The 14,026-nt window shown below is 74.4% G+C and carries 10 protein-coding genes; 4 read left to right on the top strand and 6 right to left on the bottom strand.

Features of this window, described 5'->3' with window-relative positions; all coding sequences use genetic code 11:
• The first annotated feature begins 135 nt into the window (after positions 1-135).
• The 3 genes from AMIR_RS31780 to AMIR_RS31790 all read left to right on the top strand — a co-directional run bounded on the left by AMIR_RS31780 (position 136) and on the right by AMIR_RS31790 (position 3,505).
• A complete protein-coding gene (locus AMIR_RS31780; protein WP_015805095.1) occupies positions 136-1,875 on the top strand; it encodes a glycerol-3-phosphate dehydrogenase/oxidase in 1,740 nt (579 codons plus the stop codon).
• A gap of 176 nt (positions 1,876-2,051) precedes the next feature.
• Positions 2,052-2,909, top strand: coding sequence for a hypothetical protein (locus AMIR_RS31785; RefSeq protein ID WP_015805096.1), 858 nt, complete (start codon positions 2,052-2,054; stop codon positions 2,907-2,909).
• A gap of 170 nt (positions 2,910-3,079) precedes the next feature.
• A complete protein-coding gene (locus AMIR_RS31790; RefSeq protein WP_015805097.1) occupies positions 3,080-3,505 on the top strand; it encodes an Imm10 family immunity protein in 426 nt (141 codons plus the stop codon).
• Between the two features lie 97 nt (positions 3,506-3,602).
• On the opposite strand, the gene AMIR_RS31795 is transcribed toward AMIR_RS31790, so the two are convergent.
• The 6 genes from AMIR_RS31795 to AMIR_RS31820 form a co-directional block, all read right to left on the bottom strand.
• Positions 3,603-4,874: an amidohydrolase gene (locus tag AMIR_RS31795; protein WP_015805098.1), complete on the bottom strand. Its 1,272-nt coding sequence runs from the start codon at positions 4,872-4,874 to the stop codon at positions 3,603-3,605.
• Positions 4,871-6,046, bottom strand: a complete 1,176-nt coding sequence (locus AMIR_RS31800) for a M20 family metallopeptidase (RefSeq protein ID WP_015805099.1) — start codon at positions 6,044-6,046, stop codon at positions 4,871-4,873. Before AMIR_RS31800 ends, AMIR_RS31795 begins: the two co-directional genes overlap by 4 nt.
• A gap of 350 nt (positions 6,047-6,396) precedes the next feature.
• Positions 6,397-6,735 (bottom strand): hypothetical protein, encoded by a 339-nt coding sequence (locus AMIR_RS31805; RefSeq protein ID WP_015805100.1) that lies wholly within the window; start codon positions 6,733-6,735, stop codon positions 6,397-6,399.
• Between the two features lie 66 nt (positions 6,736-6,801).
• Positions 6,802-7,788 carry a methylmalonyl Co-A mutase-associated GTPase MeaB gene (gene meaB, locus AMIR_RS31810; protein WP_015805101.1) on the bottom strand — a complete coding sequence of 329 codons (987 nt, stop codon included), beginning with the start codon at positions 7,786-7,788 and terminating at the stop codon, positions 6,802-6,804.
• On the bottom strand, positions 7,781-9,970 hold the full coding sequence (gene scpA, locus AMIR_RS31815; RefSeq protein WP_015805102.1) for a methylmalonyl-CoA mutase: 2,190 nt from the start codon (positions 9,968-9,970) through the stop codon (positions 7,781-7,783). The genes meaB and scpA overlap by 8 nt, the downstream gene beginning before the upstream one ends.
• A complete protein-coding gene (locus AMIR_RS31820; RefSeq protein ID WP_015805103.1) occupies positions 9,967-11,748 on the bottom strand; it encodes a methylmalonyl-CoA mutase family protein in 1,782 nt (593 codons plus the stop codon). Before AMIR_RS31820 ends, scpA begins: the two co-directional genes overlap by 4 nt.
• Positions 11,749-12,191: 443 nt before the next feature.
• On the opposite strand from AMIR_RS31820, the gene AMIR_RS31825 reads away from it, so the two are divergent.
• Positions 12,192-14,009 (top strand): serine/threonine-protein kinase, encoded by a 1,818-nt coding sequence (locus AMIR_RS31825; RefSeq protein ID WP_015805104.1) that lies wholly within the window; start codon positions 12,192-12,194, stop codon positions 14,007-14,009.
• Positions 14,010-14,026 lie beyond the last annotated feature (17 nt).

Raw genomic sequence — 14,026 nt, forward strand, 5'->3', positions numbered from 1 at the left:
TCGCCATGATCGACTTGTCCATACCGGACACAACAGCGGGTACCGTGGGGTTGTCAGTCCAGCTAGGACGATCCGGCGGCGCCGCCGAGGGCGCGCGGCCACCGGTCGGACAGCACGTCGAGGAGGCGCTTTCCAGTGGCCACGCGCAACCCGTCACGAACCTCCGCAACGGGCAGGCTCGGTCCCGAGGACCGGGAGCGGTCGTGGCGCAGGCTCGGTGAGGAGACCTTCGACCTGGTGATCGTCGGCGGCGGCGTGGTCGGCGTCGGCGCGGCCCTGGACGCCGCGACCAGGGGCCTGAAGGTCGCCCTGGTGGAGGCCCGCGACCTCGCGTCGGGCACGTCGAGCCGGTCGAGCAAGCTCTTCCACGGCGGCCTGCGCTACCTGGAGCAGTTGGAGTTCGGCCTGGTCAGGGAGGCGCTGCGCGAGCGGGAGCTGATGCTCACCAAGATCGCGCCGCACCTGGTCAAGCCGGTGAGCTTCCTGTACCCGCTGACGAACCGGGTGTGGGAGCGGCCGTACACCGCCGCCGGGCTGCTGATGTACGACACCATGGGCGGCGCGCGCTCGGTGCCCGGCCAGAAGCACCTGAGCCGCTCGGGCGCGCTGCGGCTGGCGCCCTCGCTCAAGCAGGACGCGCTGATCGGCGGCATCCGCTACTTCGACGCGCAGGCCGACGACGCGCGGCACACCATGATGGTCGGGCGCACCGCCGCCCACTACGGCGCGGTCGTGCGACCGTCGACGCAGGTCATCGACTTCCTGCACGAGTCGGACCGGGTGTCCGGCGTGCGGGTGCGCGACGTGGAGGACGGGCGGGAGACCGACGTCCGGGCGCACGCGGTGATCAACGCGACCGGCGTGTGGACCGACGAGCTGCAGCGGCTGTCCGGCAGCCGGGGCCGGTTCCGGGTGCGGGCCAGCAAGGGCGTGCACATCGTGGTGCCCAGGGACCGGATCGTGTCCGAGACCGGGCTGATCCTGCGCACCGAGAAGTCCGTGCTGTTCGTGATCCCGTGGCGCAACCACTGGATCATCGGCACCACCGACACGGACTGGAACCTGGACCTGTCGCACCCGGCCGCCACCAAGGCCGACATCGACTACCTGCTCGCCCAGGTCAACAGCGTGCTGGCGACGCCGCTGGCGCACGAGGACATCGAGGGCGTGTACGCGGGCCTGCGGCCACTGCTGGCCGGGGAGAGCGAGTCCACGTCGAAGCTGTCGCGCGAGCACGCGGTGGCGCGGGTCGCGCCCGGCCTGGTCGCGATCGCGGGCGGCAAGTACACCACCTACCGGGTGATGGGCGCGGACGCGGTGAACGCGGCGTCGGTCGACCTGCCCGGCCGCATCCAGCCGTCGATCACCGACAAGGTGCCGCTGGTGGGCGCGGACGGGTACCACGCGCTGGTGAACCAGGCCGACCACCTGGCGGCCGAGCACGGCCTGCACCCGTACCGGGTGCGGCACCTGCTGGACCGGTACGGCTCGCTGGTGCACGAGGTGCTGGCGCTGGCCGCGGACTCGCCGGAGCTGCTCAAGCCGATCCCCGGTTCGCCGGACTACCTCCAGGTCGAGGTGGTGTACGCGGCCTCGCACGAGGGCGCGCTGCACCTGGAGGACGTGCTGACCAGGCGCACCCGGATCTCGATCGAGTACCCGCACCGGGGCGTCGAGTCGGCCGAGGCCGTGGCCGGGCTGATGGCCGGGGTGCTGGGCTGGGACGAGGCCGCGATCGCGCGCGAGGTCGAGGTGTACACGGCGCGCGTGGAGGCCGAGCGGGCCTCGCAGGACGAGCCGAGCGACCAGGCCGCCGACGCGGTGCGGGCGGCGGCGCCGGAGGTGCGGCCGGAGCTGGTCGAGCCGGTGTCCTGATCCACCGCTGAATCCGCTGAGCGACGTCCCCACCGCCCGGTCCGCGCCTCGTGCGCGGGCCGGGCGGTGGCGTCTCACCGGCGGTGGGCTGAACGGGTGAGGACCCCCTGAAGGGTGGGCGTCTGGGCCGGTGCGGGAGCACGCTGGGTGCCGGATCACCGTCCGGGGGTGCGCTGGTGACGCGGTTCGAGGTGTCCGCGCGGCGGGTGGCCGATCGGGCCGCCGGGGTGCTGCGCGCCGTGCTGCCGTGGCTGTACTGGCCCGCGCTGGTGGTGGTCGCCGCCGGGCTCGGGGTGGTGGCGCGGCTGGGCGCGTCGGAGGTGGACCGGGGGCTGCCGGTCGGGGTCGTGGTGATCGCGGTGCTCGGGGTGTGCGCGCCGCTCGCGCTGCACTTCGTGGTGCGCACGACGGGCCTTGCCCTGCGCGACGGGCAGCACCACCTGCTGCGGGCCTGCCTGTGGTTGCCGCTGCCCATGGTGCTGCTCCTGGCGTTCGGCGTGGGCGCCGTCCTGACCGGCTGGGGCCTGCCGCCCGGCCCGCTGCTGCTCGTGGGCGTGGCGCTGCTGCTGGTCTCCGCCGCCGGCTACCCGGTGGTGCTCGACCGCGCCGACCGGGCGCACCGCGCGGCCCGGCGCGCGCCGAGGCCCGAGGTGGACGACCTGATCGCCGCGCACCGGCTGCTGAAGGTGCGGGTGGTGATCGCCACCGCCGTGCCGCTGTGCGTGTCACCCTCGGCGTTCCTGCTGGTCTGCGGCCTGGCGGTGCTGGTGCGCAAGCCGGTGACGGCGGCGCTGGCCGGCGCGGCCTCGCTCGGGTGGGCGCACGTCGCGCAGACCGGGGGCCTGCCGCACGAGGTCCCGTGGGCGCACGCGACGGCGGTCTGGCTGATCGGCCTGACGGCGGCGGCGCTGTGGCTGTCGGCGGCGGCGCACCCGGCGTGGCAGGCCGACGGCTGGGACCTCGCCGGACGCCCCCCGATCCACCCCGCTCCCCCGCCCCCGCCGTGGCTCGGCTGGCGACCACCGGAGCGCTGACCGCCGGCCCACCGACCCCCGGACCACCGGCCACTGGGCCGTTGGCCGCCGGGCAGCCGGCCCTGGCCTCAGCCGCCCCGCCTCTCGGCCCACCGACCCCCGGCCCGCCCCCGGCCGCGCAACAGCGGACAATCCTCCCGATTCGCCGAACGGCGGAGAGGGGGGACGGCATGACCACGACGGAGCTCGGGTTCGACGAGGACGAGGGCGGCCTGATGCTGGGCGCCGGCTGGCAGGACGACGAGGGCGTCCAGCGGGTGCTGCTGCTCCAGCGGGGCACGGACGAGGACCTGGAGGACGAGCACGAGATCTCCCTCGGCCTGGACACGTACTGCGTCTCGGCCAAGGGCGGCTTCACCGCCTACGGCTGCCTGAGCCGGGTGGCGCTCACCGAGGACGCGCTCACCCTGGAGTTCAGGCCCGAGGGCGCGGAGGCGCTGCACATCCCCGCCACGGCGGTGGTCCCCCTGGCGGGCACGGGCGTCGACCGCGCCACCCTGTCCGGCTGGCTGCGCGTGGTCCTGGCCTGGGGCAGGCCCGAGAAGCGCCCCGAGCTCGTCGGCCTCACCGCGCCCGGCGGCGCGCCCGACGCCTGACGCGCACCCCTGGCAGCAGTCCGCGAACAGCACACCACACCCCGCACAGCACTCCGCCCCGCCACCGAACGCGGTGGCGGGGCGGGTGCGGGACCGGCTACGCCAGCGCGGCCAGCGCCGTGTGCACCATGACGCGCACGCCGACCATCAGCGCCCGCTCGTCCAGGTTGAACGTCGGCTGGTGCAGGTCGCGCGGGGGCTCCTCGCCGTCCCACACGCCCAGGCGCGCGAACGAGCCCGGCACGTGCTCCAGGTACCAGCCGAAGTCCTCGCCGCCCGACGACTGCTGGGTGCCCGCCAGCGCGTCCTCGCCCAGCGCGGCCTCGATGCCCGCGCGCAGCAGCATGGTCGACTCGCGGTCGTTCACCACGGGCGGCACGCCCCTGCGGTGGTGCAGGTCGAAGCCGACGCCCAGCGGGGCCAGCAGGGACGACACCAGCTCCTTGACCAGCGGCTCCAGCTCGGCCCAGATGTCCCGGTCGCCGGTGCGCAGGGTCCCGCGCAGCACGCCGTCCTGCGGCACCGCGTTGGCCGCCTCGCCGGCGTGCACCGCGCCCCACACGAGCACCGTGCCGGACCTCGGGTCGACCCGGCGCGACAGCAGCGTCGGCAGCCCGGTGATCACCGTGCCGAGCGCGTGCACCAGGTCGGCGGTCAGGTGCGGGCGGGAGGTGTGGCCGCCGGGGGAGGTCAGGCGCAGCTCCAGCAGGTCCGACGCGGACGTGATCGCGCCGACCCTGGTGCCGATGCGCCCGGCCTGGAGCCGGGGGTCGCAGTGCAGGCCGAAGATCCGCTCGACCCCGTCGAGGCCGCCTGCCGCGAGCACGTCGAGCGCGCCGCCGGGCATGATCTCCTCGGCGGGCTGGAACACCAGCCGCACCCGGCCGGGCAGCTCGGTGGCCGACGCCAGCGCCAGCGCCGCGCCCAGCAGCACCGTCGTGTGCGCGTCGTGGCCGCACGCGTGGGAGACCCCGTCGACCTTGGACGCGTACGGCGCGCCGGTGTTCTCGCGCAGCGGCAGGGCGTCGATGTCGGCGCGCAGCGCCACGCACCGGGGGCCGCTGCCCACGTCGCACACCAGGCCGGTGCCGCCGGGCAGCACCCTGGGCTTGAGCCCGGCCGAGCGCAGCACGTCGCCGATCAGCTCGGTGGTGCGGTACTCCTTGCGGGACAGCTCCGGGTGGGCGTGGATGTGCCGCCGCCAGGCGATGACCTCGGACCCGTTCGCCGACAGCCAGTCGTCCAGCCACGAGGGGCCTCGGCCCTCACCCAGGTCGTCCACAGGGGCAATGCTGACCCCACGCTCGGTCAGCAGCACTTCGGAACCCTTCTCACTCGGCAGTTCGGGACGCGAGTCGAGGATCGTCACGACGCCCCCACCGCCCCGGCGATCAACCTGGCCCGCTGGTCGGCGTCGGACGCCGCGGCGATCGTGGTCCAGGCGAGGGCGAGCGCCCCGTCGAGCAGGGCGCGGTCGGCGGAAGCCGACGCGCAGGCAGTAGCGAACTCGATTTGGTGGTTCACCGCGTCTCCGCAGTCGATTGCGATGGTCGGGTGGATCGACGGCAGCGCGCGGGTGATGTTGCCCATGTCCGTGCTGCCGATCTTCTCCCGCTGTTCCTCTTCGGGACTCATCGGGTTCCTGCCCAGTTCCGTTGCAGCGCGCCGGTAGGCGTCCGCGAGCCACTGGTCAGGGGTCAGCTCCGCGTAGGGGGGCGAGACCTGCACGACCTCGTGGTCGCAGCCGGTCGCCACCGCTCCCGCGCGGAAGCAGTTCCTGATGCGCTCCTCCAGGCCGGTGAGCGAGTCGAGGTCGTCGGCTCGCAGGTCGTACACGGCTGAGGTGTGCGCGGGGATGATGTTGGGGGCGGCCCCGCCCCTGGTCACGACGCCGCTGATCATCTGGCCGGGCTCGAAGTGCTGCCTGGCCAGTCCGATGGCGACCTGCGCGACGGTGAGCGCGTCGCCGGCGTTGATCCCCCGGTGGGGCGCGGCGGCGGCGTGCGAGGGGCGGCCGGTGTAGCGGACCTCCAGGTCCGTGAGCGCGAGCGAGCGGGCCGCCACCGCCTCGTAGGGGGCGGGGTGGACCATCATCGCCAGGCCGACGCCGTCGAACGCGCCGCGCTCCAGCATCAGGACCTTGCCGCCGCCGACCTCCTCGGCCGGGGTGCCGATCACCTTGACGGTCAGCCCCAGCTCGTCGGCGAGGTCGCGCAGCGCGAGGCCCGCGCCGGTGGACGCGGCGGCGATCACGTTGTGGCCGCAGGCGTGGCCCACCTCGGGGAGGGCGTCGTACTCGGCGCACAGCGCCACGACCAGGTCACCGCTGCCGTACGTGGCGGTGAAGGCCGTCTCCAGGTCCGCCGTGCCGCGCTCCACCTCGAAGCCGGAGCCCTCCAGGAGGTCGGCGACCTTGGCGGCGCTGCGGTGCTCCCGGAACGCCAGCTCGGGCTCGGCGTGGATGCTGTGGGACAGGGCGACCAGCGCGTCGGAGTGGCGCTCGACCGCCGAGCGCGTGCGCTTCTTGAAGTCGGTACCCATTTGCGTCCATCCTGCACCAGCCCCGGCGGGCGTGACGCTCCCCACCTTGATCAACCGGCGGCCGGTCACGGGGGTGCGCCAAACGGTGCGACGAAGTTCGGTCAGACCGATCAAGCGCGCCGGTGCACCTGTCAGGGGACCATATACCGCCCGACTGCTCCCAGCAGATGAGAGATCGGCCTCCCACTGGCTGGGAGGCCCGTGACCTGCGCCGGGCCGCCGGAGTGAGGCCTCAGGCAAACCAGGGCCCCCCGGCGGGGTGACCGACACGCCGTCGTTCGGTGACCGGTTCGACGGCGGGTCGGACGGGCGCGGCCCGCCTCGGGGCCGCGCGCCGGAGGTGGCCGCGACTACGACTTGCGCCGGTCCCACTTGCGCTTGTTGCGCCAGAAGACGCCGCCGAACAGGAGCAGCGCGATCGCGCCGAGCCACAGCTTCCGCTTGGTCTCGCTGCTGACTCCGGGTGACTGGTCGCCCGAGGGCCGGCCGGTCTCGGCGCCGGTCGGCGCGGGGGTCCCGGTCTCGGTCCCACCGGGCGCGGGGGTGTCCCCCGGCTGCTGGAGGCGCGCGTCCACCACCGGGGCGGAGAGCGCGCTGACCTGCGACTCCGGCGTCGCCGCCGCTGTGGCGGGCGTGCCGACAGCGCAGACGACCGCGAAGAGCCACACCGCGAGCACAGAACGCCACATGGTTACTCAGACTAGTCATCGCACCGTCTGGTTACCACTGTCAGTGGTCGCCTGAACCAGTGATTCTCAACGGCGAGTGAATAGTTCCAGGATGCGTTCCGCCGCGAGGGTGGCGGTGAGCCGCCCCTCCCGCACCGCCAGCTCCAGCCCTGGGGCCTCCGCGCGCACGCCGGGATCGGCCCGCAGCCCGCCGAGCACCCGGTCCTCCACCATCGCCCACGCCCACCCGACCTGCTGGTCGCTGCGCCGCCGGACCAGCAGCCCGGCCTCCTCCAGGGTGGCCCGGTGCTTCTCGACCTGCCGCCACACCTCGTCCAGCCCGGTCCCGTCGAGCCCGCTGCAGGTGAGCACCGGCTGGTGCCACGGCGCGTCGTGCGCGCGCAGCAGCCGCAGCGCGCCCGCCAGCTCGCGGGCCGCCTTGCGGGCCTCCAGCGCGTGCTCGCCGTCCGCCTTGTTGACCGCGACCACGTCGGCCAGCTCCAGCACGCCCTTCTTGATGCCCTGGAGCTGGTCGCCGGTGCGGGCCAGGGTGAGCAGCAGCGAGCAGTCCGTCATGTTCGCCACCGCCGTCTCGGACTGCCCGACGCCCACGGTCTCCACCAGCACCACGTCGTACCCGGCCGCCTCCACCAGCACGATCGACTCGCGGGTGGCCTTGGCGACGCCGCCGAGCGTGCCGGAGGTCGGCGACGGCCGGATGAACGCGCGCTGGTCCAGGGAGAGCCGGGCCATGCGGGTCTTGTCGCCGAGGATGCTGCCGCCGGTGCGGGTGGACGACGGGTCGACGGCCAGCACCGCGACCCGGTGGCCGCGCTCGGTGAGCATGGTGCCGAAGGCGTCGATGAACGTGGACTTGCCCACGCCCGGCACCCCGGTGATGCCGACCCGGTGCGCGCCGCCGGAGCGGGGCAGCAGCTCGACCAGCAGCTCCTGCGCCAGCTCGCGGTGGTCCGGCCGGGTGGACTCGACCAGGGTGATGGCGCGGGCGAGCACGGCCCTGCTGCCGCCCAGCACCCCCTCGGCGTACTCGGCCGCGGTGAGCCGCCTAGCCATGCCCGAGCCTGGCCGACAGCTCGCGCAGCAGGTCGGCGGCGGCCTCGGCGATGACCGTGCCGGGCGGGAAGATCGCCGACGCGCCCGCCTCCCGCAGCGCCTCGAAGTCCTGCGGCGGGATCACGCCGCCGACCACGATCATGATGTCGTCCCGGTCGAGCTCGGCCAACGCCTCGCGCAGCGCGGGCACCAGGGTCAGGTGCCCGGCGGCCAGCGAGGACACGCCGACCACGTGCACGTCGGCCTCCACGGCCTGGCGCGCCACCTCGTCCGGGGTCTGGAACAGCGGGCCGACGTCGACGTCGAAGCCGAGGTCGGCGAACGCGGTCGCGATCACCTTCTGGCCCCGGTCGTGCCCGTCCTGCCCCATCTTGGCGACCAGGACGCGCGGGCGGCGGCCCTCCTCCTCGGCGAACGCGGCGACCTGGGCGCGGGTGCCCTCCACGTTGGACACGGCCCCGACCTCCTCGCGGTACACGCCGGTGATGGTCCTGATCTGGGCGGAGTGGCGTCCCCAGACCTTACCGAGGGCCTCCGAGATCTCCCCGACCGTGGCCTTGGCGCGGGCTGCGGAGATGGCCAGCTCCAGCAGGTTCCCCGCCGTGCCGCCGGTGTCCGCGCCCGCCGCGCGGGTGAGCGCGTCCAGCGAGGCGTCCACCTCGGACTGGTCGCGCTCGGCGCGCAGCCGCTCCAGCTTCGCGAGCTGGCTGGCCCGCACGCCCGCGTTGTCGACCTTGAGCACCTCGATCTGCTCGTCCGCGTCCACCAGGTACTTGTTCACGCCGATCACCGGCTGCCTGCCGGAGTCGATGCGCGCCTGGGTGCGGGCGGCGGCCTCCTCGATGCGCAGCTTGGGGATGCCCGCGTCGATCGCGGCGGCCATGCCGCCCGCCGCCTCCACCTCGGTGATGTGCGCCCACGCCCGGTGCGCGAGGTCGTGGGTGAGCCGCTCGACGAACGCGCTGCCGCCCCACGGGTCGATCACCCGCGTGGTGCCGGACTCCTGCTGGATCAGCAGCTGGGTGTTGCGGGCGATCCGGGCGGAGAAGTCGGTGGGCAGCGCCAGCGCCTCGTCCAGGGCGTTGGTGTGCAGCGACTGGGTGTGGCCCTGGGTGGCGGCCATCGCCTCCACGCAGGTGCGGGCGACGTTGTTGAACACGTCCTGCGCGGTCAGCGACCAGCCGGAGGTCTGGCAGTGCGTGCGCAGCGACAGCGACTTCGGCGACTTCGGCTCGAAGCCCTTGACCAGCTTGGCCCACAGCAGCCGGGCGGCGCGGAGCTTGGCGACCTCCATGTAGAAGTTCATGCCCACGGCCCAGAAGAACGACAGCCGGGGCGCGAACGCGTCCACGTCCAGACCGGCGCCGCGACCGGCGCGCAGGTACTCGACGCCGTCCGCGAGCGTGTAGGCCAGCTCCAGGTCGGCGGTCGCCCCGGCCTCCTGCATGTGGTAGCCGGAGATCGAGATGGAGTTGAACTTCGGCATGGACCGCGAGGTGAAGGCGAAGATGTCGGAGATGATCCGCATCGACGGTCTCGGCGGGTAGATGTAGGTGTTGCGGACCATGAACTCCTTGAGGATGTCGTTCTGGATGGTCCCGGCCAGCTTCGCGGGCTCCACCCCCTGCTCCTCGGCGGCCACGACGTACAGCGCCAGCACGGGCAGCACCGCGCCGTTCATGGTCATCGACACGCTCATCCGGTCCAGCGGGATGCCCTCGAAGAGCTGGCGCATGTCGTAGATGGAGTCGATGGCCACGCCCGCCATGCCCACGTCGCCCGCCACGCGCGGGTGGTCGGAGTCGTAGCCCCGGTGGGTGGCCAGGTCGAACGCGACCGACAGGCCCTTCTGCCCGGCCGCGAGGTTGCGGCGGTAGAAGGCGTTGGACTCCTCGGCGGTGGAGAACCCGGCGTACTGCCGGATGGTCCACGGCTGGTTGACGTACATGGTCGGGTACGGGCCGCGCAGGTACGGCGGGACGCCGGGGTAGGTGCGCAGGAAGTCCAGGCCCGCCAGGTCCTCGGCGGTGTAGACCGGTTTGACGCCGATGCCCTCCGGGGTCTCCCAGGCGAGCGCGTCGGCGCCCTTGCCGGTGGCGTCCTGCAGCGCGGCCTGCCACCCCGCCCGGTCGTCCGCGCCGGTCGGCTCGCCGAGGTCGACCCGGCTGAAGTCGGGGATCATCGTGGGACTCCGAGGGACTCGAAGGTGCGCCCGAGCACGTCGAGCGCGGGGCAGCCCAGGAACAGGTGGTCGTCGACGGTCGCGTCGGAGCGCTTGCCCGCGAGCAGGACGCGCTCGGCGCCCGCCGCGCGCAGGGCGTCGGCGACGGGGGCGGCCAGCTCCGCGTAGGAGCTCTCGCTGCCGCACAGGCAGGCGACGCGGGCGCCGCTGGCGCGGAACGCCGCGACGACGTCGTCGGCGGTCCTCGTGGGACCGGCCTGCGGGGTCTCGACGCCGCCCGCCTGGAGCAGGTTGGCGGCGAAGGTCGCGCGGGCGGTGTGCGCGGCGACCGGTCCGAGCGTGGCCAGGAAGACCTTCGGCCGCTCGGGGGCGGCGTCGGCGCGGTCGCGCAGCGCCTCGAAGTCCTGGGCGTACCGGATCACGGGCAGCCCGCCGCCGGGTTCCGGCGGGGCTGGGCGGCGCACGACGGGCTTCTCGCCCAGGTTCGGGAACTCGCTGACGCCGGTGATGGCGTCGGTGCGGTCGGCGAGGTTGGCGCGGCGGCGCTCCCAGGTCTCGGCGAGCCGGTCGGCGACCAGGCCGGAGCGCAGCGCGGCGGCGAGCCCGCCCCCGGCCTCGATCTCCTGGAACCAGCGCCACGCGGCCCGCGCGAGGTCCTCGGTGAGCCGCTCCACGTACCAGGAGCCGCCCGCCGGGTCGATCACCGCCGACAGCCGCGACTCCTCCAGCAGCACCGACTGGGTGTTGCGGGCGATGCGGCGGGAGAAGTCGTCGGGCAGGCCGATGGCGTGGTCGAACGGCAGCACGGTGATCGCGTCGGCCCCGCCCATCCCGGCGCCCGCGCAGGCGATCGTGGTGCGCAGCATGTTCACCCACGGGTCGCGGCGGGTCATCATCGCCGGGGACGTCACGGCGTGCTGGACCTGCGGGGACGGCTCGCCGCACACCTCGGTGACGCGGGCCCACAGCCTGCGGGCGGCGCGGAGCTTGGCGGTGGTGAGGAACTGGTCGGCGGTGGCCGCGTAGCGGAACTCCAGCAGCCGAGCGGCGCGCGCGACGGTGAGCCCGGCGTCGGTGAGCAGCCGCAGGTAGGCCACGCCCGCGGCGAGCGAGGCGCCGAGCTCCTGCGCGTCGGAGCCGCCCGCGCCGTGGTGCGGGAGGGCGTCGACGGCGATCAGCCTGGCGGCCGGGAACGGGTCCAGGCGCGGCAGCAGGTCGAGCAGGGCGGCGGTGTCGGGCTCCTGCCCGGTGGCGGCGAGGACGCCGAGCGGGTCGGCGCCGAGGTTGCCCGCCAGCTCGCTGCCCGGCGCGGACCGCTCGCCCCAGATCCGCAGCAGCTCCCGGCCGGACGCGGCGAAGTCGGCCCCCGCGTCGAGCACCACCGGGGCGAGGTCCAGGTAGACCTCGGCGAGCAGCGGTTCCAGGTCGGCGGCGGCGATGCCCCTGAGCCACAGCGCGCCGACGCCGTTCTCCAGGTCGGCCATGACCGCCTCGCGGTCGGCCTCCCGGTGCTGCTGGCGGATCTCCCAGCCCAGCGCGGTGCCCTGCGGCCTGCCGCCCCTGGTGAACGGGAACGTGCCGGGCAGGCCGGTGGCGGGCAGGGGCTCGTCGGCGGTGTGCAGCGGCTGCACGGCGATGCCGTCGTAGGTCGTGGTGACGAGCGAGTCGTACTCGGCGCCGGTCTTGCCGAGCACGCCCTCGACCAGGCCCAGCCACCGCTCGCGGTCGGGTTCGGGGAACTCGGCGGCCAGCGCCAGCTCGCCCGGCTGCTCCATCATGCCCCGCAGTGTCGCGGACGGGCGTGCGCGCGGGCTAGGCGCTCTTTCGACGGACGGCGCCCGGCGGGGTCGGTGGTCGACCGGAACGGGGACGATCAACCAGCGCGGGACTAGGGGGACTCCCGGTCCCCTAGCGCGGACGGCTCGGGTCCGGGCGCACGGGCGCTCACCCGCGTGGGAGGGCGGGGCCGACCGCCGAGAGTGACCGGCGTCCGCTGTCGGGTTGCGGGGTTTCGCAGGCCGGGGGCGGTGTCGGAAGGCTCGCCGCTAGGGGTTCCTTGGCTGCTGCGGGCGTCCGAACCGCGCACCGCGCAGCGGTGCGAGTCCACCAACCGCTGCACCGGGGCCTTCTGCCGCCGCTCAGCCGGTTCGGCTCTTCCGTCCGGCGCGCACCCGATGCCTCTTCCGTCTGGCGCGACCCCCGGCTCGTGGACAATGGCCGGGTGGACAGTGAGCGCCTCATCGCGGGCCGTTACCGCCTGCACCACGTGCTGGGCAGCGGGTCGATGGGGACCGTCTGGGCCGCGCACGACGAGGTGCTGCGGCGCGCGGTCGCCGTGAAGGAAGTCTTCCAGCCGTCCGGGATGGCGGGCGGCGAGGCGGCGGTGCTGCGGGAGCGCACGCTGCGCGAGGCCCGCGCCGCAGCGCAGCTGGCCCACCCGAACCTGGTGACGATCTACGACGTGGTGCAGGTCGACGGCGACCCGTACGTGGTGATGGAGCTGGTGCCGTCCGAGTCGCTGGCGGAGGTGGTGCGCCGCTGCGGGCCGCTGACCGCCGAGCAGGGCGCGGTGGTGGCGTACGCGGTCGCGTCCGGGCTGGACGCCGCGCACCGGGCGGGCATCACGCACCGGGACGTCAAGCCGGGCAACGTGCTGGTCGCCGCGGACGGCCGGGTGAAGCTGACCGACTTCGGCATCGCCCGCAACATGGCCGAGGCGACCATGACCTCGCGCGGCATCGCGCTGGGCACGCCCGCGTTCATCGCGCCGGAGATCGCCACCGACGGGGTCGTCACGCAGGCGGTCGACCAGTGGAGCCTGGGCGCGACGCTGTTCGCGGCGATGACCGGCCAGCTGCCCTACGAGGGCGACAACCCGCTGCAGACCATCAACCAGGTGGTGCACGGCGACGTGCCGTCCACGGACGTGTGCGGCGAGCTGGCCGAGGTGGTCGGCGGGCTGATGCGCAAGGACCCGGCGGAGCGGCTGCCGCTGTCCGAGGTGCGCAGGCTGGTGCGCCCGCTGCTGCCGGACGCCGACGGCTTCCCGTTCGAGGAGGGCGCGGAGCCCAGACCGGTGGTGGAGGTGGTGCGGCCCGCGCCGGTGCGGCTGCGCTCCGCCGAGCCCGCGCCGGACGCCCCGCTGGCCGCCGACCCCGGCCCGCTGCCGTTCCTGCTGTCCGGCGGCTCGTCGGGCCGTTCGGGGCCGCACGAGGTCGCCGACCACTCGCACGAGTACGGCGCGGGCTACGACGACTACGACGAGGACTACGACGGCGACTACGACGGGGACTACGACGGGGACTACGACTTCCCGGACGCTCCCCCCGCCCGCCGCTCGGGGCTGGCCACGGTGCTGCTGGCGCTGGCCGCGACGGTGCTGTTCGCCATCGGCGCGGGCTCCGGGTTCGTGCTGACCCTGGCCGCCGCGGGCAGACCGCTGCTCCCGCCCGCCACGTCGGGCGCGGAGCGCACCCCGTCCCCGCCCGCGACGGTGACCGTGTCGCTGGTGCGCCGGGAGCTGCGGGCCGCCACCAAGGAGGGCGACCGGGGCGCGGGGTTCACCATCGACGTCGGCTCGGACTGGACCTCGTTCGTCACGCAGAGCGGCAACGGCGGCGTCGCCAACAGCACCGCCGTGCTGCTGGTGGACCCGTCGGGCAGCTGGCAGGTGACGGTCGAGCGGTTCCCGGACTTCTTCCCCGGCCTGAGCGTGGACAACTACCTGGACCTGGTGGCCGGGCGCTGGGGCGAGGACAACTACTTCCCCGGTCAGGAGAAGCGGGCCGCCGAGCCGCTGCCGAACGCCGGGCGGGACGGCGCGGTCCAGTACAGCTACAACACCGTCGAGCACCCGCGCGACGGGCAGTCCCGCGCCGGGGCGGGCTCGGCGGAGACCCGGCGCTCGCACTACGCGCGGGTGCTGCCCAGGGGCAACGACCTGTGGGTGGTGGAGGTGGTGTTCCCGACCGAGCAGGAGGAGCAGGGCCGGGAGCAGCTGTTCGACTCGATCGCGCCCACGCTGACCGTGATCGGGTGAGCTGCGGCGACCGCCCC

The organism is Actinosynnema mirum DSM 43827 (assembly GCF_000023245.1).
Classification (GTDB): domain Bacteria; phylum Actinomycetota; class Actinomycetes; order Mycobacteriales; family Pseudonocardiaceae; genus Actinosynnema; species Actinosynnema mirum.

Coding starts and splice junctions, on each gene's coding strand:
- AMIR_RS31790 (WP_015805097.1), top strand. CDS start 3,080: ATGACCACGACGGAGCTCGGGTTCGACGAGGACGAGGGCGGCCTGATG.
- AMIR_RS31800 (WP_015805099.1), bottom strand. CDS start 6,046: ATGGGTACCGACTTCAAGAAGCGCACGCGCTCGGCGGTCGAGCGCCAC.
- AMIR_RS31805 (WP_015805100.1), bottom strand. CDS start 6,735: ATGTGGCGTTCTGTGCTCGCGGTGTGGCTCTTCGCGGTCGTCTGCGCT.
- meaB (WP_015805101.1), bottom strand. CDS start 7,788: ATGGCTAGGCGGCTCACCGCGGCCGAGTACGCCGAGGGGGTGCTGGGC.
- scpA (WP_015805102.1), bottom strand. CDS start 9,970: ATGATCCCCGACTTCAGCCGGGTCGACCTCGGCGAGCCGACCGGCGCG.
- AMIR_RS31820 (WP_015805103.1), bottom strand. CDS start 11,748: ATGATGGAGCAGCCGGGCGAGCTGGCGCTGGCCGCCGAGTTCCCCGAA.